Origin of the sequence: Bradyrhizobium sp. IC3123 (assembly GCF_020193625.1) — a bacterium.
Classification (GTDB): Bacteria; Pseudomonadota; Alphaproteobacteria; order Rhizobiales; family Xanthobacteraceae; genus Bradyrhizobium; species Bradyrhizobium yuanmingense.
Map to the genome: position 1 here is coordinate 600,325 of NZ_JADYVF010000002.1, position 18,748 is coordinate 619,072.

General features: G+C 63.2%; 22 protein-coding genes and 1 pseudogene. 9 read left to right on the top strand and 14 right to left on the bottom strand.

The window, feature by feature from the left end; genetic code table 11:
• Positions 1 to 297, bottom strand: coding sequence for a hypothetical protein (locus I6F20_RS08395; RefSeq protein ID WP_225125736.1), 297 nt, complete (start codon positions 295 to 297; stop codon positions 1 to 3).
• On the opposite strand from I6F20_RS08395, the gene I6F20_RS08400 reads away from it, so the two are divergent.
• A complete protein-coding gene (locus I6F20_RS08400) occupies positions 275 to 730 on the top strand; it encodes a cupin domain-containing protein (RefSeq protein ID WP_225125737.1) in 456 nt (151 codons plus the stop codon). The genes I6F20_RS08395 and I6F20_RS08400 overlap by 23 nt on opposite strands.
• 13 nt (positions 731 to 743) lie before the next feature.
• On the opposite strand, the pseudogene I6F20_RS08405 reads toward I6F20_RS08400, so the two are convergent.
• Together I6F20_RS08405 and I6F20_RS08410 are read right to left on the bottom strand one after the other, a co-directional pair.
• Positions 744 to 1,319: pseudogene (locus I6F20_RS08405) on the bottom strand (DUF308 domain-containing protein).
• Positions 1,320 to 1,396: 77 nt separating this feature from the next.
• The gene (locus I6F20_RS08410) at positions 1,397 to 1,981 is read right to left on the bottom strand and encodes a TetR/AcrR family transcriptional regulator (RefSeq protein ID WP_036000944.1); all 585 of its coding nucleotides are present in this window, start codon (positions 1,979 to 1,981) and stop codon (positions 1,397 to 1,399) included.
• Between the two features lie 80 nt (positions 1,982 to 2,061).
• Here I6F20_RS08410 and I6F20_RS08415 point away from each other — a divergent pair, with 80 nt between their 5' ends.
• The gene (locus I6F20_RS08415; protein WP_036034193.1) at positions 2,062 to 2,562 is read left to right on the top strand and encodes a peptide deformylase; all 501 of its coding nucleotides are present in this window, start codon (positions 2,062 to 2,064) and stop codon (positions 2,560 to 2,562) included.
• Positions 2,563 to 2,725: 163 nt separating this feature from the next.
• Here I6F20_RS08415 and I6F20_RS08420 read toward each other — a convergent pair whose 3' ends face one another.
• Both I6F20_RS08420 and I6F20_RS08425 read right to left on the bottom strand, forming a co-directional pair.
• Positions 2,726 to 3,088: an ArsR/SmtB family transcription factor gene (locus I6F20_RS08420; protein WP_057028929.1), complete on the bottom strand. Its 363-nt coding sequence runs from the start codon at positions 3,086 to 3,088 to the stop codon at positions 2,726 to 2,728.
• A complete protein-coding gene (locus tag I6F20_RS08425) occupies positions 3,088 to 3,750 on the bottom strand; it encodes an SRPBCC family protein (protein WP_225125738.1) in 663 nt (220 codons plus the stop codon). The genes I6F20_RS08420 and I6F20_RS08425 overlap by 1 nt, the downstream gene beginning before the upstream one ends.
• A 173-nt stretch (positions 3,751 to 3,923) precedes the next feature.
• Here I6F20_RS08425 and I6F20_RS08430 point away from each other — a divergent pair, with 173 nt between their 5' ends.
• Positions 3,924 to 4,274: a EutQ-related cupin domain-containing protein gene (locus tag I6F20_RS08430; RefSeq protein ID WP_225125739.1), complete on the top strand. Its 351-nt coding sequence runs from the start codon at positions 3,924 to 3,926 to the stop codon at positions 4,272 to 4,274.
• Positions 4,275 to 4,434: 160 nt separating this feature from the next.
• On the opposite strand, the gene I6F20_RS08435 is transcribed toward I6F20_RS08430, so the two are convergent.
• The 5 genes from I6F20_RS08435 to guaA all read right to left on the bottom strand — a co-directional run bounded on the left by I6F20_RS08435 (position 4,435) and on the right by guaA (position 11,001).
• A complete protein-coding gene (locus I6F20_RS08435) occupies positions 4,435 to 5,691 on the bottom strand; it encodes a serine hydrolase domain-containing protein (protein ID WP_225125740.1) in 1,257 nt (418 codons plus the stop codon).
• A gap of 307 nt (positions 5,692 to 5,998) precedes the next feature.
• A complete protein-coding gene (gene cydB, locus I6F20_RS08440; RefSeq protein WP_225125741.1) occupies positions 5,999 to 7,009 on the bottom strand; it encodes a cytochrome d ubiquinol oxidase subunit II in 1,011 nt (336 codons plus the stop codon).
• Positions 7,006 to 8,451, bottom strand: a complete 1,446-nt coding sequence (locus I6F20_RS08445) for a cytochrome ubiquinol oxidase subunit I (protein ID WP_225112227.1) — start codon at positions 8,449 to 8,451, stop codon at positions 7,006 to 7,008. Before I6F20_RS08445 ends, cydB begins: the two co-directional genes overlap by 4 nt.
• 299 nt (positions 8,452 to 8,750) lie before the next feature.
• The gene (locus I6F20_RS08450) at positions 8,751 to 9,188 is read right to left on the bottom strand and encodes a DUF6841 family protein (protein WP_225125742.1); all 438 of its coding nucleotides are present in this window, start codon (positions 9,186 to 9,188) and stop codon (positions 8,751 to 8,753) included.
• 214 nt (positions 9,189 to 9,402) lie between these two features.
• Complete coding sequence (gene guaA, locus I6F20_RS08455) at positions 9,403 to 11,001, bottom strand: glutamine-hydrolyzing GMP synthase (RefSeq protein WP_036000981.1); 1,599 nt, start codon at positions 10,999 to 11,001, stop codon at positions 9,403 to 9,405.
• 253 nt (positions 11,002 to 11,254) lie between these two features.
• Here guaA and I6F20_RS08460 point away from each other — a divergent pair, with 253 nt between their 5' ends.
• Together I6F20_RS08460 and I6F20_RS08465 are read left to right on the top strand one after the other, a co-directional pair.
• Positions 11,255 to 11,587, top strand: a complete 333-nt coding sequence (locus tag I6F20_RS08460) for a DHCW motif cupin fold protein (protein WP_036000985.1) — start codon at positions 11,255 to 11,257, stop codon at positions 11,585 to 11,587.
• 263 nt (positions 11,588 to 11,850) lie between these two features.
• Positions 11,851 to 12,060, top strand: a complete 210-nt coding sequence (locus I6F20_RS08465) for a cold-shock protein (protein ID WP_008141931.1) — start codon at positions 11,851 to 11,853, stop codon at positions 12,058 to 12,060.
• A 202-nt stretch (positions 12,061 to 12,262) separates the two neighbouring features.
• On the opposite strand, the gene I6F20_RS08470 is transcribed toward I6F20_RS08465, so the two are convergent.
• Entirely contained in the window at positions 12,263 to 13,564 is a 1,302-nt protein-coding gene (locus I6F20_RS08470) for an RsmB/NOP family class I SAM-dependent RNA methyltransferase (RefSeq protein ID WP_225125744.1), read from the bottom strand.
• Between the two features lie 28 nt (positions 13,565 to 13,592).
• Positions 13,593 to 14,015, bottom strand: a complete 423-nt coding sequence (locus I6F20_RS08475; protein WP_036000992.1) for an MAPEG family protein — start codon at positions 14,013 to 14,015, stop codon at positions 13,593 to 13,595.
• A 153-nt stretch (positions 14,016 to 14,168) separates the two neighbouring features.
• On the opposite strand from I6F20_RS08475, the gene I6F20_RS08480 reads away from it, so the two are divergent.
• The 3 genes from I6F20_RS08480 to I6F20_RS08490 all read left to right on the top strand — a co-directional run bounded on the left by I6F20_RS08480 (position 14,169) and on the right by I6F20_RS08490 (position 16,428).
• Entirely contained in the window at positions 14,169 to 14,783 is a 615-nt protein-coding gene (locus I6F20_RS08480) for an acriflavin resistance protein (protein ID WP_225125746.1), read from the top strand.
• 69 nt (positions 14,784 to 14,852) lie between these two features.
• On the top strand, positions 14,853 to 15,695 hold the full coding sequence (locus I6F20_RS08485) for a metallophosphoesterase family protein (protein WP_225125748.1): 843 nt from the start codon (positions 14,853 to 14,855) through the stop codon (positions 15,693 to 15,695).
• 280 nt (positions 15,696 to 15,975) lie between these two features.
• Positions 15,976 to 16,428 (top strand): DUF992 domain-containing protein, encoded by a 453-nt coding sequence (locus I6F20_RS08490; protein WP_081492880.1) that lies wholly within the window; start codon positions 15,976 to 15,978, stop codon positions 16,426 to 16,428.
• Positions 16,429 to 16,446: 18 nt separating this feature from the next.
• Here I6F20_RS08490 and I6F20_RS08495 read toward each other — a convergent pair whose 3' ends face one another.
• Positions 16,447 to 17,388 carry an alpha/beta fold hydrolase gene (locus I6F20_RS08495; RefSeq protein WP_225125751.1) on the bottom strand — a complete coding sequence of 314 codons (942 nt, stop codon included), beginning with the start codon at positions 17,386 to 17,388 and terminating at the stop codon, positions 16,447 to 16,449.
• A gap of 230 nt (positions 17,389 to 17,618) precedes the next feature.
• Between I6F20_RS08495 and I6F20_RS08500 the strand changes: the two genes are divergently transcribed.
• Positions 17,619 to 18,215: a phasin family protein gene (locus I6F20_RS08500; RefSeq protein ID WP_036001015.1), complete on the top strand. Its 597-nt coding sequence runs from the start codon at positions 17,619 to 17,621 to the stop codon at positions 18,213 to 18,215.
• A 174-nt stretch (positions 18,216 to 18,389) separates the two neighbouring features.
• Here I6F20_RS08500 and I6F20_RS08505 read toward each other — a convergent pair whose 3' ends face one another.
• Positions 18,390 to 18,683, bottom strand: coding sequence for a hypothetical protein (locus I6F20_RS08505; protein WP_225125753.1), 294 nt, complete (start codon positions 18,681 to 18,683; stop codon positions 18,390 to 18,392).
• Positions 18,684 to 18,748 lie beyond the last annotated feature (65 nt).

The following is an 18,748-nucleotide window of genomic DNA, read 5'->3' on the forward strand; positions in this document are numbered from 1 at the left end:
TCATTTTTGCCGCACGCTTTCGTGAGCGGCCAGCAAAACTCGAAAAACAACCCCATGCACAGTAGCCGGCGCTAGCGGGATCAATGACTTACCTACCAGGAACGACAGCTCAGCGGCTCCCTGTCCTCGCGCGACATCATCACAGATCGGTTTGACACGTCGGGCAAAACAGCCGCAGAATGACAGCATCCCACACATATTGATCTGGTCCGCGATGTTCATCGTGATGATGCTTCGCGCCGCCGGTCTGTTGGTGGATTGCAGGGAGTCCCACATGCCAAAGATCGACGTCGCCACCGTGCCGGCTCGCAAGGGCTCCGGCTATCCGGCGCCTTTCAATGCGCCTTGCGCCGAGCGCATTCGCAAGCGGCTCGGCGATGCCGGAGGCTTGTCGGATTTCGGCGTCAACCTGATGCGCCTGCCGCCGGGCACCTGGTCGAGCCAGCGGCACTGGCATTCGCACGAGGACGAGTTCGTCTACATTCTCGAAGGCGAAGTGACGCTGATCGAGGATGGCGACGAAACCGTGCTGCACGCCGGCGATTGCGCCGCCTTCCCCAAGGCCAGCGGCAACGGCCATCACATGATCAACAGGTCGAGCGTGACGGCGGTCTATCTCGAGATCGGCTCACGCTCGCCAGCCGACCTCATCACCTGCTCCGACATCGACATGATGAGCCCGGCATCGGACGGCCGCTTCCTGCACAAGGACGGCACGCCCTATCTGTAAGTGACATTGCGGCTCACAGGGCCGCACTACGGCGCCAGTCGCCGACCGTGAGCCAGACCGCCGAGACCAGGAAGTAGATCGCGCCGACGGCGGCATAGCCCGCGACATTCGCAATCGACGGCACCGCAGGCGTCGCGGCCTGGAAGATGAAGAAGCCGCCCGCCAGGGCCGACTGGCCACCGCTGAGCACCATGGCCCATTGCGCGCCGAGACGCTTCCAGCGCCGCACGGCCGTGCCGAGCTGGAGCAGTCCGGACAGGATCGCCCAGGCTCCGAAGATTCCGAGCACCCAGTTCATACTGACCTGCAAGGCCAGGATGACCGCAATGGTGGTGGCGAGGCTGACCAGCACGTTCAGGCCCTGCGTGCGGTTCTGGTTCAAGCCACCGCTCCAGAGCGCGTCGAGATAATTGGCGGCAGCGTCCTACGCCGGATAGGCAACGAGCAACGTCGCTGCGATCACTGCCGATGACGGCGCGATCGCGAGGGCCGCAATGACCCAAGCGACGGAAAACGCGGCACGCATGAAGTAGTACTGTTTCAGCCATTCCGCCTGGTCGGCGCCCAAAGCCATCTCGCTGGTTCTCATTTTCTGTTCCTTACCTACTAGTTGGTAGTTTACGTACGGCGCCGAAGCACCGGCCTGCCCGGCCTGTGCCGATCTCGTCAGTGCCTGGTGGAAAGCCGCTCCAGCAGCGGCCGGGTGATTGTCCCGAAGATTTTTGGATCGCCATAGGCCCGCGCCGACAGCATCGCGCCGTGAACGGTTGCCATGAATCCCTCCGCCTCGGCCCGCGCGGTGCCGGAGAGATGGAGCCGGCCTTGCCGCTTGCCGCGCTCCATCACCGAAGCCAGCCACGACGACACGGAGCGGAAATGCGCGCGGACTTCGAGCGCCACTTCCTCGGGCAGAATCGGAAGCTCACTGGCAAGGAGCGCGCAGACGCAGAAGGGAGCCGTCGCATCCTTGATGCACGCCTCCCAATAGGCGATGTAGCTTTTGAGCTGCTCGGCGGGGTCGGCGACATTGCGCTCGAGCGCCGACAGCCCTGCCTGGGCCTCCTCGCGATAGCGCGACACCAGGGTGCGGACCAGATCGACCTTGCTGGCAAAGTGGTGGTGGATGCTCGGCTTGCGGATGCCGACGACATCGGCGATGTCGGCGTAACTGAAGCCGTTGTAGCCGCCCGCGATGATCAGCGTACGGGCGCAGCCAAGAATGTCGTCGGCGGTCGAGGAAGCGGTGCTCATGGCGCTTAGCTACCTTCCAGTAGGTAGGCGGTCAAGCGAGGATGCTTCAATGATCCGTGAGTGAGTGGTAGGAGCCCTGCATGACCATCCGCCCGATCGTGCGCTATCCCGACCGCCGGCTTGCGCTGCCGGCCCGCCCCGTCACCGCGTTCGACGATTCCTTGCGCGAGCTCGCGCAGGATCTGCTCGACACAATGCGCGCCGCGCCCGGCATCGGCATCACCGCGCCGCATATCGGCGTGCCCTTGCGCGTCGTGGTGCTGGAGCTCGACGCGAAGGACGGCCCGCAGACCTACGTCAATCCGGAGATCACATGGGTCTCGCCGGAGATGATCATGCACCGCGAAGGCAGCGTCTCGATGCCGGGGATCAACGACGAGGTGCAGCGACACGCGCGGGTGCGGATCAGCTATCGGGATCTCGACGGCAACATGCACACCGAGGAGTCCGAAGCCCTGCGAGCTGTCTGCCATCAGCACGAGATCGACCAGCTCGACGGCATGTTCTGGATTCAGCGGCTGTCGCGGCTGAAGCGGGAGCGGCTGGTGAAGAAGTTCGAGAAGATGTCGCGGAATTCGTAGGGTGGATTAGCGCAGCGTAATCCACCTGAGTACGACAAAATGAGAGAGATGGTGGATTACGCCGCCCGCTGCGCTTCGCGGCGGCCTGCTAATCCACCCTACGCTACTGCCTGTGTGGGACACCCCGGATTACGCTGCGCTCCATCCAGGCTACGGAGCCCGATTACGCCCTCTTCCCTGTCCGCTTGATGATCGGCGCCTTGCGACGCTCGCGCTTGCCGCGCGCGATCTCGGTGGCGAGCGCGTCCAGCTTCGGCTCCCAGAAAATCCTGAACTGGCCGACCCAGGCATCGACCGCTTGCAGCCCGGCGGCGTCGACCGAATAGAGGCGCCTTTGCGCCTCCGCCCGGACGCTCGCAAAGCCGCTCTCGCGCAGCACCTTGAGGTGCTGCGAGACGGCCGCCTGGGTGATGCCGAACTCGGCCCCGATGACTTCGACGACCTCGCCGGACGCCATCTCCTTGAGGCCGAGCAGCTCGAGGATGCGGCGGCGCACGGGATCGGCGAGGACCTCGAAGGCGTGCATCAGCTTCCGGTGCCGGGACGAACGATGTCGGGCGGCATCTCGCCGCGATAGAATGCGATGGTGCGGTCCGAGCGCTGCTTCGCCTCGTCAGGATCGACCCCGCTTGCGACATGCGCCGCACGCCAATATTCGCCGCTCGTCGTCATGAAGTCCTTGCCCTCGGGCGAGACCATCCACGCCTCCGCCGTTTCATGATCGACCGATGCCCCGGTCGCAAGATATCGCTCAAGTCCCGCAAGCGCGAGGTCCCAACCGATACCGACCGCACCCGGACCGAACTGATTCCAATGATCCTCGATGATCGCGGTGTGCTCAAGCGTCAGGCGCGCCTGGCTCCGCTCGGCTTTCAGGCTGACGTCGATCCAGCTCGTGGCGCCGCCGAATTCCCAGGTCGCGGCGAAATGGGTGGGCGGCGTGCAGGACGTGATGGTGCCGCCGGCATTGCCCTTGACCTGGTAGCGTCCGCCGAGCCGGAGGTCGCCCTCGACCGGCGCAAACCAGCGCGGGATCCGCTCCCTGCTGGTCACGGCGTCCCAGAGATCGTCGACGCTGGTGTCGTAGAGCCGCGTTAGCGTCACCGCGCTAGCCGGCTTGCCGTCTCTCTCCAAGCTCCTCACCGAGCGCGTCACAAGCCCCAAGACCCTGGCGACGTCGATCTGCATTTCCGGTTCTCCCTGTGGTTCATCCGCCGAACAAATATCGATCGCGACTAATATAAGTCAATACTTATATTGCGCGACGTTCCGCTGCGTCAAACCGCCCGCGAGGCGGAACCAAACAACGGCCACGGCGTCTATCGGTGCCCTCCCCCAGCCCCACAAGACGGAATGACCTCATGAAAGTTCGCAAATTCGCCATCGCCGACGCCTCGCTCGAGCGCTCACCGGGACAGGACGGCGATATTTTCGTCGCCAACATGGTCGACCAGCGCCAGGGCGGACCTATCACGATCGGCTTCGGCCGCTACGCGCCGAACCAAAATCTCAAGGAGACGATGAAGGTCGACGATGTCATGATCGTCCTCGAAGGGAAGCTGTCGGTGACGAGCGACGGCAGCACCGTGAGCGCGGGGCCCGGCGAGATCGTCCATATGCCGAAGGGCGAGACGGTCACGATCCGCTCGCACGAGCAAGGCGCCGTCACCGCCTATGTCACCTATCCGCATTGGCAGGAGGCGCATGAGTGAGGCACGAGCTGCGACGCCCTACCCGCCGGGCATCAGCGCCTTCGCCAGCTCGTAGGGCGGATTAGCCGAAGGCGTAATCCGCCATTGCCGACACGGCGCGGCGAGAGATGGTGGATTACGCCAGCGGACTGCGCTTCGCGCAGCCGCAGGCCAATCCACCCTACGCACCGACCACTAGCGCTTTGGCTAGCGCCATGTAGGCCGGCAGCGTCACGGGATCGTTGGCGGCGTTGCCTGCCATGGGATGCGAGGCGTAGCGTGCGATCACCATTTCGGCCTTGGGATCGATGTAGATGCCCTGGCCGTAGACGCCGCGCGCCATGTAGGCGCCGTGCGCGTTGTGCGTCACCCACCATTGATTGCGGTAGGAGGCACCCGGCAGCGTGGTGTAGCCGGCCGGCTTGAATTTGTCGGGATCGCCGCCGCGCGCGATGTCTTCGACGACCTGTGACGGCACGATCTGGCGCCCGTTGAAGCGGCCGTGATTGCGCATGGTCTCGCCGAAGCGGGCGAGATCGCGCAAGGTCGTGGAGAGACCGCCGCCGCCGCTCTCGGTGCCGATGCGATCGACGTGATAATGCGCATCCTCCTCTGCGCCCATCGGCCGCCAGATCCGCTCGGACAGGAGATCGGACAGCGTCAGGCCGCTGGCACGCCGGCAGATCCACGCCAGCACGTCGGTGTTGACGGTCTTGTAGGCAAAGGACTTGCCGTGCTCGCCCTGCTTCTTCTGCGCGATGAGGAAATCGAAGATGGTGGTGGGGCCGTCATAGCCCGGGGGGATCGGCGCCATGCCGTTGGCGCGCCGCAGGCCCCACACGTCGGAATTCTTGTCGGTGTAGATTTCGGTGTAGGCGAGCCCCGTGGTCATATCCATGACCTCGTGCACACGCGCATCGCCGAACGCGCTTGGCTTCAGCTCCGGCACATAGTCCGTGACGGGCGCCTGCGGGTCGATCCTGCCCTCGGCGACCAGAATCCCCGCGAGCACGCCGGTGAACGACTTCGTCACCGACATCGCGATATGCGGCTTGTGCGGCTTCAACGCGCCGAAGTAGCGCTCATAGATCAGCCTGCCTCGGTGCAGCACGGCGATGCCGTCAGTGTAGGTCTCCTCCAGCATCTTTTCGAACGTCATGGGTCGGCCGTCCATCGTGACCGAGGCAACCCGGCCGATGTCCTGCTCCGCCCGCGGCAACACCGACGCCGGCCCTGCCCCGCGCCAGACGTTTACGGTCGGCACGAGCTGGCGGATGTTGCTCCAGGCCCAGCGCAACTCGGGGAAGCTGCGGAAGGAGCCGTCCTGGAAGGTAATGAGGCGGTCGGGAGATGGCGGGAAGCCGCGCATATAGCCGAGGGTTTCGGGGTCGGTTTCAGCGGCAGCAGGCTGCTGGCTGGCGGCAGTCGCGACGGACATTAAGCGGGCTCCTTGGAGACGATGCGGATGTCGTATCACGGGAGCAGAGGTCGGGCATCCGACGTTTGTGCCGGGGAGCTACGCACAGTCGGGATGACGTGGCCAAGCATGGCACGCGAGGGGCTCGCAGCGCCGCACTATGCCGAAAGAGGAGTGGCAGCCTGCCGATCCTGCCCGCTCCGGATTCCTCATCCCGCCTTGAGCAACCACCGGATCGGCAATGCGATCACGAAGAGCGTGGTGACACCTGCAGCCCACAGCGTCACGAACCATAGCAGCTGCCTCCAAGTCCGCGATGCGCGCAGCATCAGTGATACCCCTCGCCGTGCCGCACCTTGCCGCGGAAGATCCAATAGACGTAGCCGGTATAGACAAGGATCACCGGTACCAGCACCGCCGCGCCGACGAGCAGGAACAACTGGCTGCTGGGATGCGTGGCTGCCTGCCAGATCGTAATCGAGGGCGGCACGATCATCGGCCACATGCTAATGCCCAGCCCGGCATAGGACAGCAGGAAAAAGCCCAGCGCGCACAGGAACGGCATCCCATCCTCGCCCTTTGCGAGCGCGCGGTGAAAGCGCCATGCCAGCAGGGCCAAGAGACCTGGCACAGGCGCTGCGTAAAGCATGTTCGGCAGCGTCAGCCATCGCTCCCGGAACGCAGGGCTTTGGATGACCATCATCAGTGATATGAGGCCGATGAAGCCGAGTGTCGCAAATCCGAGAACGCGTGCGTAGTTGCGGCAGCGTGCCTGAAGCGCGCCGTCGGTCTTCCAGATCAGCCAGCATGCGCCGAGCAGGCCGTAGCCGACGACAAGAGCAATACCGGTCAAAACCGAGAAAGGTGTCAGCCAGTCCCACCACCCGCCGGCGTAAGCACGCCCCTCCACGCGGATGCCCTGCACGATGGCACCAAGGCAAACGCCCTGGAGCAATGCGGCCGCAAAGCTGCCCCAGGAGAAGGCGCGGTCCCACCATATTTCACCAGCCGACGTCCGCGCTCGAAACCGCATTTCGAAGGCTACTCCGCGGAACACCAGCGCCAGCAGCATCAGAATGAGCGGCATGTACAGCGCAGGAAAAATCGTCGCGTAGGCCAGTGGAAACACGGCGAACAATCCGCCGCCACCGAGGACGAGCCAGGTTTCGTTGCCGTCCCAGACCGGTGCCACCGAGTTGACCATGACATCGCGATCGGGCCTCGCCACCTCGGCCGGAAACAGGATGCCGACGCCGAGGTCGAAGCCGTCCATCACGACGTAGAGCAGCACGGCCGTGGCGATCAGCAGCGCCCAAATCAATGTGAGGTCGATGCTCATGGCCGGATCCCCGCTTGCCGCGGCTCTGCTCTGTGCGTGTCTGACCCTGCTATCAAGGCTGGCGCCGGCGTGATGCCGGCCGTGCGGACCGGCTGGCCTTGTGGCGGTCCGTGCTCGCCGGCTTCAGGGGTCTGGCGGAAGAGGTGAAACAGATAAGCAATCCCCGCGCCGAACACGACAAAGTACACGACAACGAATGCCGCCAGAGACGCGGCCACCGCCGGCGCTGCGATCGGCGCCACGCTATCGGCGGTCCTCAGCAGTCCATAAACCGTGAATGGCTGGCGTCCCGCTTCCGTCACTGTCCATCCAGCCGTCACAGCGATCAGCCCCGACGGCCCCATGGCCACGGCAAAGCGGTGCAGCCATGGCGTGTCGTACAGAGCGTCGCGCCAACGCAGAACGAGCGAGGCCATGCCGAGCACGATCATCAGAATCCCCAAGCCGACCATGATGCGGAACGCCCAGAAGACGAGCGGAATGTTGGTCGGCCAGGTGTCTTTCGGGAAAGCCTTGAGCCCCTTGACCTCTCCATCAAGGCTATGCGTGAGATAGAGGCTCGCAAAGCCAGGAATGGCAATTTGGCCGCGCGTCACCCCGGCTTCGGCGTCCGGCATTCCGAACAGGATGGAAGGCGCGCGGCGCTCGGTCTCGAAGTGACCCTCCATGGCGGCGACCTTGGTGGGCTGGTGGTGATACGAATTCACCCCATGCAGATCGCCGATCAGAAGCTGTAGCGGGGCCACGATCGCGGCCATCCACATCGCCATTGAGAACATGATGCGAGCGCGTTCGTTCATCCTGTTCCGCAGCAGGTGCCAGGCGCCCACGGCTCCCACGATCATCGCGGTGGTCAGGTAAGCCGCGGTGACCGTATGGGCGAACCGATAGGGGAACGACGGATTGAAGATGATCGCGAGCCAGCTCTCGGGGATGAATTGGCCGTCCGCTCCCATCGCGTGTCCTGCCGGCGTCTGCATCCAGGAATTTGCGGCTAGAATCCAGAAGGCCGAGAGCAAGGTGCCGCCCGCGACGAAACAGGTCGCGACGAAATGCAGGCGCGGGCCAACGCGTCCCAGGCCGAAGAGCATGACTCCAAGGAAGCCGGCCTCGAGAAAGAATGCCGTCAGCACCTCGTAGCCGAGGAGCGGCCCGAGCACCGGGGATGTCTTGTCGGCAAACACCGACCAGTTCGTGCCGAACTGGTATGACATGACCAAGCCCGACACCACGCCCATGGCGAAAGCGACGGCGAAAATCTTAAGCCAATAGCGGTAGGTATCGAGATAGGCGCCGCGGCCCGTCCACAGCCACAGCCCTTCGAGCACGGCAAGATAGCTCGCCAGTCCGATGGTGAAGGCCGGAAACAGGAAATGCCAGACCACCGTGAAGGCAAACTGGAAGCGCGCAAGATCCAACGCGCTGGGTAATAAGTCGGACATAGCTCCGCCCCCGACATCAAGTGCGGCCCGCAGCTAACGCTTTCAACCTACGCTTGTTCCAGCTGCCTCGAACATCCGATGTCGAGGGTTTTAAGCATTCTCTGCGGGCGCTGTCCTTGAAGGCTATCCTCGGCACATTACCATCTCAATATGCCGGAATGTCCTACCCCGCGCACGGCCTGCAACGGACGAGTTGCAGTTGAGTTCGACGCGCAGAGGCCGTTCTGCCGGCTTCGAAGAGCCGGCGCAGAGCTTATTTGATCAATGCAAGTTGCTGACGCGCTGCCGTTGGGCAAGCCTCACAAGAGGCCATTGTCCTTGAGCAGTTGAACTTCATCACCCGTAATCCAGCCGAAAACCTTCAGCAGCCCATCATTCTGCTCAAGCAGATAGGCATTGGTAAAAGGCACGTCGATACGCCTGCCATCTTTCTCGAATTCGCTGCTCCAGCCCACGTGGACAAGGCAATGTGTTTCATCGATTGAATGCATCTCGATCTCGGAGACGGTGACCGCCTTGTTTCCGATCTGACGGTAGCGCTCGTATCCTTTTGAAATCCGCTCGACAAAAGCGTGATCGTTGTCCCCTGCCATGACACCCTTCGGTCCTGCAGCGATATATTGGGTGGAAAAAAGCGAACGAAAAAACTCCTCATCAAGAGTACCGTCCAAGCCATCTCTGAAGGCTTGGGCATATCGTTCAAAGAACTGTTCCACTTCGCGTGTCGAGATGGTCATTCGCAGCTCCTCCTTCGACTCCGAGAAAATGTTGCCAGATCCGCCGCAAGCTGACGGTGCGCTACCTATCGATCTTGGCAAAGATGGGCCCTGTGCCAGCGACGCGAGTCTTGCCGGCGCTCGCAAGCACCAGCTTGAAAACGAAGAAGCCCGCATCTCTGCGGGCGTTCCAGGGTTTCACCTTTCTGGTTCCGGGCCGTGCCAACCAACCAGATCACTCCCACTCGATCGTCCCCGGCGGCTTGCTGGTCACATCATACACCACGCGGTTCACGCCCTTCACCTCGTTGATGATCCGCGTCGCGGTCTCCCCTAAGAACTTCATGTCGAACTGGTAGAAGTCCGCGGTCATTCCGTCGGTCGAGGTCACGGCGCGCAGGCCAACGACGTAATCGTAAGTGCGGCCGTCGCCCATGACGCCGACGGTCTTCACGGGAAGCAGCACGGCGAACGCCTGCCAGATTTCGTCGTAGAGGCCGTGCTTCCTGATCTGGTCGATGTAGACGGCGTCGGCTTTGCGCAGGATGTCGAGCTTGTCCCTGGTGATGTCGCCGGGGCAGCGGATGGCAAGGCCCGGGCCCGGGAACGGATGGCGGCCGACGAAGATTTCGGGGAGGCCGAGCTCACGGCCGAGCTTGCGCACCTCGTCCTTGAACAGCTCGCGCAGGGGCTCGACGAGCTTCATGTTCATGCGCTCAGGAAGGCCGCCGACATTGTGGTGCGACTTGATCGTGACGGAAGGTCCGCCGGTGAAGGAGACGCTCTCGATCACATCAGGATAGAGAGTGCCTTGCGCCAGGAAGTCGGCGCCGCCGATCTTCTTGGCCTCAGCCTCGAACACCTCGATGAAGAGGCGGCCGATGGTCTTGCGCTTGGCTTCGGGGTCGGTGACGCCCTCTAACTCGCCGAGGAATTGCTTGGAGGCGTCCACGTGCACGAGCGGGATGTTGTAATGGTGGCGGAAGAGGTCGACGACCTGCTCGGCCTCGTTGAGGCGCATCAAGCCGTGATCGACGAACACACACGTCAGCTGGTCGCCAATGGCCTCGTGGATCAGGACGGCCGCCACGGCCGAATCGACGCCGCCAGACAGGCCGCAGATCACCCTGCCCTTGCCGACCTGCTGGCGGATCTTTGCGATCTCCTCCTCGCGGAAGGCGCGCATGGTCCAGTCGCCGGTGAGGCCGGCGATCTTGCGCACGAAATTGCGGATGAGCTTGGCGCCGTCGGGCGTGTGCACCACCTCGGGGTGGAACATCAGGCCGTAATATTTGCGCTTCTCGTCCTGGATGATTGCGAAGGGCGCATTCGGCGAGGTGCCGGCGACGGAGAAGCCCGGCGGCATCCTGGTGATGCGGTCGCCATGGCTCATCCAGACCTGGTTCTTGCTGCCTGACGACCAGACGTCTGCGAACAGCTGGCTCTCGGCCTTCACCTCGACATCGGCGCGGCCGAATTCGCGGTGATGGCCGCCCTCGACCTCGCCCCCTAACTGGGCCGCCATGGTCATCTGGCCGTAGCAGATGCCCATCACCGGCACGCCGGAATCGAAGATGAGTTGCGGGGCGCGGGGTGAGCCGGCTTCATGCACCGACTCGGGGCCGCCGGAGAGGATCACCGCTTTCGGCTTCATCTCCTCGAAGGCGGCTTCCGCCTTGTTGAACGGGACGATCTCGCAATAGACGCCGTCCTCGCGCACGCGACGCGCGATCAGCTGCGTCACCTGGCTGCCGAAGTCGACGATGAGAATCTTGTCGTGCGCCGAGGCCACCGAGGGCGTCGACGCGGAGCGGTCGTTCTGTGCTGCTGTCATGGCCAGCCAATACGCTGGCGGCGCGCGGGCCGCAACCGCGGCGGTGGAGCGCCCACATGCTTCTTTGGGCATGGACACGAGGCGCTTAGGTAAGTAATATTTACCTAATTTGGTCAACGCAAACGTCGTCGCAACGCTAACGAGCGCTCCAAGAAAAAGCGGCCACATCGGGGCGACGACTCGCGCCCGCAATGACGGAGGCAACAGCGTGCGCTAACAAAAGCGGCGCCGGCTCCGAGACAGGATCGCCCCCATGAAACTCCCCACCTCCCCCTTCACCGTCACCGACTGGAGCAAGGTTGAGCCGACCACGCATCCGGGCGAGAGCGGCGAGGCCACATGGCGCACGCTCAACATCGGCGAACTCCGCGTGCGGATGGTGGAGTACTCGCCGGGCTATCTCGCCGATCACTGGTGCGATCGCGGCCACGTGCTCTATGTGCTGAAGGGCGAGCTCGACTCTGAGTTGCGCGACGGGCGCAAATTCAAGCTCACGGCGGGGATGAGCTACCAGGTATCGGACTTCGGCGACGCCGCGCACCGGTCCTCGACGACGACGGGGGCGACGCTCTTCATCGTCGACTGAAGCGCGCCGACGGTTAATTTGCACCGCGAAATAGCAAAGTGGCGGGACGTTTCGGGCCACGGGTGGTGCCTTGAAGTGGCCCCAAATTCTCGCTATATTGTGATCATCGATACTTGGCCGAACGACTGGGCCGCTTCGCTTCGTTGCTGACGGGCGCGCACGCTTCAGATGAATTCTCCAAACATCGACTCATCAGGGACTATGGGCGCAATGCTGCGTACCGGTCTGCGTGCGTACCTCTCTAACTAAACAAGGAAATTCCCATGGCTATGGGCACCGTGAAGTGGTTCAATACCCAAAAGGGTTATGGTTTCATCCAGCCGGATGACGGCCAGAAGGACGTGTTCGTTCACATCAGCGCCGTCGAGCGCGCTGGCCTCTCCTCCCTCAACGAGGGTCAGAAGGTCTCGTTCGACATCGTCGCCGACCGCCGCAGCGGCAAGTCGTCGGCTGACAATCTCCGCGTCGGCTAACGCCCTCGCACCGTTCTGACCGCGGACGTACCGGCAGAACGTTGGAACTCGAAAGCCCCGCGACCGGGATCGGTCTGCGGGGCTTTTGTTTTTGATGTCATTCCGGGGCGCCCGCAGGGCGAACCCGGAATCGATGGATCCGCGGCCGCCGCTCGATGGATTCCAGGCTCGCGCTACGCGCGCCCCGGAATGACAACGTCGATCAGCCGGTCTTTTTCAGCACCGACACGAAAAACCCATCCGTCCCGGTCCGGCGCGGCGTCATCAGCCAGCCCTCGGCTGACTGCAGCGCAGCCTCGCCAAAGGCTTCCGCCTTGTCCCAGAGCACGCTTGCGGTCTGCTCGGGCGGGACAACCGAGAACTCGCCATGTCGGCCGACGAACGCCCTCACCTGCTCGCCGTTCTCCTCCGCCAGCACCGAACAGGTGATGTAGGCGATGCGGCCGCCCGGCTTGACCAGCGGAACCGCGCGCTCCAGCACCTCGGCCTGGTCACGCAGGCGGATCTCCAGCGCACCGGGGCGCATGCGCCATTTGGCATCGGGGTTGCGGCGCCAGGTGCCGGTTCCGGTGCAGGGCGCGTCGATCACGACGAGGTCGGCGGTGCTGCGGATGTCGGCAAGCGAATCGGCCTCGCCCTTGGGCGTGCGGATTTCGGCGTTGTGGACGCCGGCGCGCGACAGCCGCTCATGGATCGGCGCGAGCTGGCGCTTGTCGCGGTCGGTCGCGATCAGCCGGCCCTTGCCCTGCATCAGGGCGGCCAGCGCCAGCGTCTTGCCGCCGGCGCCGGCGCAGAGATCGATCACCTGCTCGCCGGGTTTTGCCGCTGTAAACTGGGCCGCAAGCTGCGATCCCTCATCCTGCACTGCAATTGCGCCCTTGATGAAATCCTCTTCCGCCTGGATGCCGGGGTTGCGCGCATCGGCCGAAAGCTCGATGCGCAGGCCGGTTGCGGACCAGGGCGTCGGTTTTGCATGAAGATGAGAAAGCCCCTTCAGCACCTTGTCGCGGTTGGATTTTAGCGTGTTGACGCGCAGGTCAAGCGGCGCCCGGCTCGCCATGGCGGCCGCCTCCGCGGCGCGGTCCTCGCCGAACACCTTGGCAAGGTGCGGGTCGAGCCATTCCGGGTAGTCGCCGGCTACGGCGGCAGGTGCGTCCTGGAGGGAGCGCGAGGCGAGCGCAGCCTGCTCGGCCTCGGTCAGCGGCGCCGGCGCAAAGCGGCTGCCGTCGAACAAGGCGCCCATAGTCGCCGTGTCCATGTTGCGCTCGAGGCGGAGCATGCCGATCAGCCGGGCCCGTGCGGTATCGGAATCCATCAGCCAGGCGCTCGAGGCGTAGCGGCGCAGCACATCCCAGACGAGGCCGGCGATGGCGGCGCGGTCGCCGGAACCGGCGAAGCGGTGCGCGGTGCCCCACTCCTTCAGCGCCTTCGCCGCGGGCACGCGGTCCCTCTCGATGGTGTCGATCAGTTCGATGGCTGCGGACAGCCGGGCAGCGGGGGTCATTTGGGTTCTTTCAAGTGGTGCGCAGCGCCTAGATCAGCAGCAAAAGCTTCAGCGCGAAGTAAATCCACATCGCGAGCAGCACCAGCACGCCGGCGAGCCAGACCGTGGAGCGGCGGCCGAGATCGTTGGAGGAAACGAACACGCCGGCATGGGCAAAGCGCGTCACCACGAACACCCAGGACATCAGCACGATGAAGAGATCGGCGCGGCGCAAGGGCAATGCCAGCGCAATCAGGACATAGAACAGCACCGGCAGCTCGAACTGGTTGCGGTAGCAATTGGCGATTTGTGTGGCGCCCTTCGGCCAGTTCGGCTCGCCGAGCGCAATGTCACGGATCTTGGTCTCGCCGGAGACCAGGGTCTTGCGGCGCGCCAGGACCATGCCGATCAGCAGCGCGAAGGTGAGAGCGACCTGCACGAAGACCGGCAGCAGGACCATTTGAACGGACATCGGAACTTTCCCGGGAGGCGAAATGCCGCCGACGTCATTAGCCGCGACTTTTGGCGCTGACAATGAACGACTTGAACCGGCATTCCCGCTTCCCCGACCAACCCCAGATTGTTGAAGCGATTTCGGCCCCTTGGGCCCCGAGGCGAGCCAGCCATGAATTCCTTGTCCAGCTTGTTCAGCGAAGCCGCCACGGGCCAGCTCGGCATCATGATGTCGGCGCTGTCCGGGATTGCAGCCGCGCTCGCGGTCGCGCTGGCCATGACGGTCTACTTCCGCCTGAGTTACAGGACCTGGCGCGACGTCATCAGGCATGGCCTGGCGACCTTGGCCGCGCTCGCGCTGTTCGCCTTTGCCGCCTACGACATGCGTCACGCGGCGCTCGCCTATCTCGGTCTCAACCCCTCCAAGCCTGCCGTCGAGTTCGAGATCCGCATGCCCCGGGAAATGCTGGCGGCGGTGGGCGACAGCCAGATCGAGCTGCACACCGACCGCAACCAGACATTGGCGCTGGTGGACGGCGTGCGCGACCTCTCGGACGGCCGGGCCGTGCTGCGCGGCGCAGTGGTGCTCAACCATCGCACGGCCGATCGCGTTCTGGTCGTGAACCTCTCAGGCAAGGGCGTCTTCGAGTTCCGCCTCCGCCTGCCGGCCGAGCCGCATCGCTCCGGCCAGTTCGGCCCCTGGCACCTCGCCGACCGCATCGCTTCCCCGCTCGCCGCTGCCGTCGCCCCGCAGGACGGCTACAGCATCCGCTATCGCGTGCTTTAAACTTTGTTCGTTGCGATCCATGCCCGGCCCGTCATCGTTCCGACGCGCGGCGACGGGTAGGATGATCGCATGCCCGAATTTCGTCTCACGCAGATTTCCGACACCCATCTCGGCCGGCGCTTTCCCGGCCTGATCGCCAACTTCCATCGCATCAGCGAGCATATCGACGCCGGTAGGCCCGATCTCGTCGTCAACACCGGCGATGTCTCGTTCGACGGGCCGACCAGCCGCGACGACGTCGAATTCGCAAAGAGCCTGCACGACGCGCTGCCGGTCACCTGCCGCTATCTCCCCGGCAATCACGATATCGGGGACAATCCGACCGCGATCGGGCCGGCGCCGAAGCCGCCGGTCAGCGAGACGCACCGCCAGCAGTTCTGCGACATCATCGGCGAAGATCATTGGGCGTTTGACGCCGCGGGCTGGTGCTTCATCGGCCTCAATTCGCTGGTGATGAATTCGGGCCTCGCCTTCGAGGCCGAGCAGTTCGACTGGCTGTCTGGCGAGATCGCGCGCACGAACGGCAAGCCGATCGCGCTGTTCCTGCACAAGCCGCTGTTTCTCAACCTGCCCGACGATCCCGAGACGCCGGAGACGTCGATCCGCTACGTGCCGCAGCCGGCGCGGGCGCGGCTGATCGAGATGTTCGGCAAGGTCGACCTGCGTCTCATCGCCAGCGGGCACGTGCACCAGCGCCGCGACTTCACCTTCCGCCACACCCGCCACGTCTGGGCGCCGTCAGCGGGCTTCGTCATCAACGATCAGCGCCAGGACCGGATCGCGATCAAGGAAGTCGGCCTGGTCGAATACCGCTTCCAGGCCGACAGTCTCGAGGTCCGCCACATCAGGGCGGCCGGCCAGGTCGATGTCGATATCGAGGAGCTGCTCATCCAGATGGGCGACGGGCACTGATAAAATCGGCTGCGTGCAGTAGGCGCGCTTGATGTCCGCCTGTCACTCAACACCTAGCGCAGAGCCGGACACGCGTGCTCCACATGCCGACCCCATAAGCGAGGCCTGTCTCGTGGTTCTGGAGCTTCGGCTTGCGACCAACAGGAACATCGCTGGCTCGGCGCGCATTGAAGGACGATCAGACTACGTCGATGGAGGCCCCATGACCAGGACAACGCTGAACGAAGCGAGGCTGACCAATTTGGCCACGGCTTGCGCGGCCTTGGCACTCGTCCTCACGATGGTTCCGGCAACGGCGCAGGAGGCTGGGCGCTCGAGAGTCGGCACACTCACGTGCAACATATCGCCCGGAGTCGGCATGATTGTTGCGGGACAACGGCAGCTGAGCTGCATCTATGCATCGGCACGAGGCAGGGCGCGCGAGGCTTACGAAGGCACCGTCAGCACGCTTGGTCTGGACATAGGAGCCACGTCCGGCGGTCAGCTCGTTTGGACCGTGTTTGCGCCAACGACAGTTCGCCGGGCAGCCTTGGCCGGAACTTATGCGGGCGCGACCGCCGGCGGCACTGTCGGCGCCGGAGTTGGTGCCAACCTCCTGGTGGGCGGCTCGGATCGTACGATCGCCTTGCAGCCGGTGTCCGTCCAGGCGCAGACAGGTGTGAACGTCGCAGCAGGCATATCAAGAATGGAATTGCGGCCGGTTGCAGCGCCTGCACGCGGCAAGGCCCAGTGACGGCCGTCGCTGCCGATCTCAGGAGTTCGTCATTGAGTTGACGACCTCCACGATGGCGGCGGGGTCTGCGTACGTGACCATATGCCCGGCATTTGGAACAAGGTGAAGATCGGACCGAGGCAGTGCTTGATGTAAATCCTGCGCTTGTCTGAATTCGATCACTTGGTCCTCTGTTCCGTGGAATATCTGCACTCGCTCGCCGATGGCTGGATAATAAGCTTGGAATTGTGTTGCAGTTGGAATGAGGAGTGCACTTTCCTCCGCAGCCGCCCTCAACTGTGTGGGCCTGAGCACCAAAGACGCTGGAAATTCATTCCTGAACGTCTGCGGGACAGAACGGGGCGCAAAGATCTTGCGGAGAGCTCCTGGCAGGACGGCCCACGAAACGATCGGCGCGACAGTGTAACTGACCAGGTCGCCCAGGACCGGTATGGCTGGACCTGACATCAGCCACACGTCCAATCGGACGGTCGGGAAATAGTACCCTGACGCAAGCACAAGACCCTGGGTCGGATAATCCTTTCGCACGGCGAGAGCGATAGCGACCAAGGCGCCCCAAGAATGGCCGAGCACAACCGGATTGCGGATTCCAAGTTGATTGAGCGCCTTCGCCAGCAGAGCGGCTTGAGCTGCCGCGGTCCATATTCGGAGCCGCGGCCGCTGACTATAGCCAAAGCCTGGGCGATCGAAGCACACCACGCGATTGGTGCGGGCAAGAAGATCGACCAGACCGCTGATCGTGAAGTCCTGGATCATGGATCCGTTGCCATGGAGCAGCACGACGCAAGGAGCGGCCGGATCCCCTCGATCGACATAGTGGAGCACTACGCCGTCGCATTCGAGGAACTTGCCGATTGGTGGATTCCTCCACTCGGCCAGTTTGGAGAAGCCGATGTTACCGACGACGAGAAGCGCCAATAACAAGGCAGCGATGAGCAACACGGTTTCAGCGGTGGTCATTACTGACCCTTGATGATCGAGGGTATGAACATGAGACCCGCGGTGCCAAGCAAGTGAACCAATCCATGGAGTAATTGGAAGTTGAAGCGCTCGTTCCTGCGCGCGATCGCGGAGGATTGATTAAAAATCACGTGTCCCGGAACGGTCGAGAAATGCCCACGTTGGCCGCTAAGGATCGCACCTGTGACGGAGAGGATCCGACGTCACCAACAATAACCAAGGAGCAACAGATGGCTAATCCACGCCAGGAGGAAAAGTCTACGCAAAGCCCTGAGGACACAATGCGCCGCGCCGCCGAAAGGACCGCTGAGCAAACCAGACGGATCGGCTTAGCTACCGCTGAGGCCAGCGAGGAGGTGGCCCAAGCCAGCAGTCACCTGCTGCAACAGAATGCCGAGATGTTGCAAAACAGTTGGCGCTTCGGCGTCGACATGGCCACTGTGATGTTGGGCCGGTCTGCTGATCAGCTTGGTCGCACGTTCGGTGTGACGGGCAATGAAACGGAGCAGGCAACAGAACGATCGGTCCGCAACGCTGAAGCAATCATGTACTCTACAACCGCGGTCGTCAAAGGAATGAACGGCGTCTCACGCGAGTACTTCGATTTCGTTCGACAGCAGATCGAGAGGACCATGGACCGTATGAATGAACTCTGGCGCTGCCGAACTCCGCAGGATTTGGCGGCTGTGCAGACCGATCTGATGCGCGATTCGATCAGAAGCGCCCTCGATACCAGCCGCCGGATGGCGGACATGTCTTTGAAGGTCGCTGACGATGCAGGAAACCATATTACTCAGAGTATCGAACGCATGCGGCACGCCGCCTAAAGCGCGATGCGATTAAGATGAATCGTCATCGTGCTTTGGGTTACTGTTTGAGCATGAGCTTTTCGGAAAACCGCTACCCACTTTTCCGAATCATGTTGTAGCGCGCTGTCACAGCCATGGCGCACATGTGCGGCTGAACCTCAGCCGCTCTTGTGTTGCGGCCTCGCGAAAGACTCAAGCCACGCTTTTGAGATCCTGCTGGATCGCGGCGAGCAGCGACTGCAGCGCGGCGCTGTTCACCGGCTTGGCCTCGGTGCTGGCTGGCTGGGCAGCGGGGCGCTGCGCAGCTTTCACGGGACGCTTCGGGAATGGCGGAGGCGCAGGCATTGCGGCCGGGGCGAATTCGCCCTCGTCCTCGGCGTGAACGAACTTGCCATGGATGACGTCGTCGCGACGGCCCATGATGAACATGGTCGCCCAATAGCCGACGGCCAGGAGGATGACGCAGAAAATACCAATCTCTAACATCGCAGCACCTAAAATATGCGCGATGATTCAATGCCTTCGTGCGGCCGTCAATGAACCGGCGGTCA

Bases quoted from the DNA above. Each gene is read 5' to 3' on its own strand.
- I6F20_RS08400 (WP_225125737.1), top strand. From the start codon at position 275: ATGCCAAAGATCGACGTCGCCACCGTGCCGGCTCGCAAGGGCTCCGGC.
- I6F20_RS08410 (WP_036000944.1), bottom strand. From the start codon at position 1,981: ATGAGCACCGCTTCCTCGACCGCCGACGACATTCTTGGCTGCGCCCGT.
- I6F20_RS08415 (WP_036034193.1), top strand. From the start codon at position 2,062: ATGACCATCCGCCCGATCGTGCGCTATCCCGACCGCCGGCTTGCGCTG.
- I6F20_RS08420 (WP_057028929.1), bottom strand. From the start codon at position 3,088: ATGCACGCCTTCGAGGTCCTCGCCGATCCCGTGCGCCGCCGCATCCTC.
- I6F20_RS08425 (WP_225125738.1), bottom strand. From the start codon at position 3,750: ATGCAGATCGACGTCGCCAGGGTCTTGGGGCTTGTGACGCGCTCGGTG.
- I6F20_RS08430 (WP_225125739.1), top strand. From the start codon at position 3,924: ATGAAAGTTCGCAAATTCGCCATCGCCGACGCCTCGCTCGAGCGCTCA.
- I6F20_RS08435 (WP_225125740.1), bottom strand. From the start codon at position 5,691: ATGTCCGTCGCGACTGCCGCCAGCCAGCAGCCTGCTGCCGCTGAAACC.
- cydB (WP_225125741.1), bottom strand. From the start codon at position 7,009: ATGAGCATCGACCTCACATTGATTTGGGCGCTGCTGATCGCCACGGCC.
- I6F20_RS08445 (WP_225112227.1), bottom strand. From the start codon at position 8,451: ATGTCCGACTTATTACCCAGCGCGTTGGATCTTGCGCGCTTCCAGTTT.
- I6F20_RS08450 (WP_225125742.1), bottom strand. From the start codon at position 9,188: ATGACCATCTCGACACGCGAAGTGGAACAGTTCTTTGAACGATATGCC.
- guaA (WP_036000981.1), bottom strand. From the start codon at position 11,001: ATGACAGCAGCACAGAACGACCGCTCCGCGTCGACGCCCTCGGTGGCC.
- I6F20_RS08460 (WP_036000985.1), top strand. From the start codon at position 11,255: ATGAAACTCCCCACCTCCCCCTTCACCGTCACCGACTGGAGCAAGGTT.
- I6F20_RS08465 (WP_008141931.1), top strand. From the start codon at position 11,851: ATGGCTATGGGCACCGTGAAGTGGTTCAATACCCAAAAGGGTTATGGT.
- I6F20_RS08470 (WP_225125744.1), bottom strand. From the start codon at position 13,564: ATGACCCCCGCTGCCCGGCTGTCCGCAGCCATCGAACTGATCGACACC.
- I6F20_RS08475 (WP_036000992.1), bottom strand. From the start codon at position 14,015: ATGTCCGTTCAAATGGTCCTGCTGCCGGTCTTCGTGCAGGTCGCTCTC.
- I6F20_RS08480 (WP_225125746.1), top strand. From the start codon at position 14,169: ATGAATTCCTTGTCCAGCTTGTTCAGCGAAGCCGCCACGGGCCAGCTC.
- I6F20_RS08485 (WP_225125748.1), top strand. From the start codon at position 14,853: ATGCCCGAATTTCGTCTCACGCAGATTTCCGACACCCATCTCGGCCGG.
- I6F20_RS08490 (WP_081492880.1), top strand. From the start codon at position 15,976: ATGGTTCCGGCAACGGCGCAGGAGGCTGGGCGCTCGAGAGTCGGCACA.
- I6F20_RS08495 (WP_225125751.1), bottom strand. From the start codon at position 17,388: ATGACCACCGCTGAAACCGTGTTGCTCATCGCTGCCTTGTTATTGGCG.
- I6F20_RS08500 (WP_036001015.1), top strand. From the start codon at position 17,619: ATGGCTAATCCACGCCAGGAGGAAAAGTCTACGCAAAGCCCTGAGGAC.
- I6F20_RS08505 (WP_225125753.1), bottom strand. From the start codon at position 18,683: ATGTTAGAGATTGGTATTTTCTGCGTCATCCTCCTGGCCGTCGGCTAT.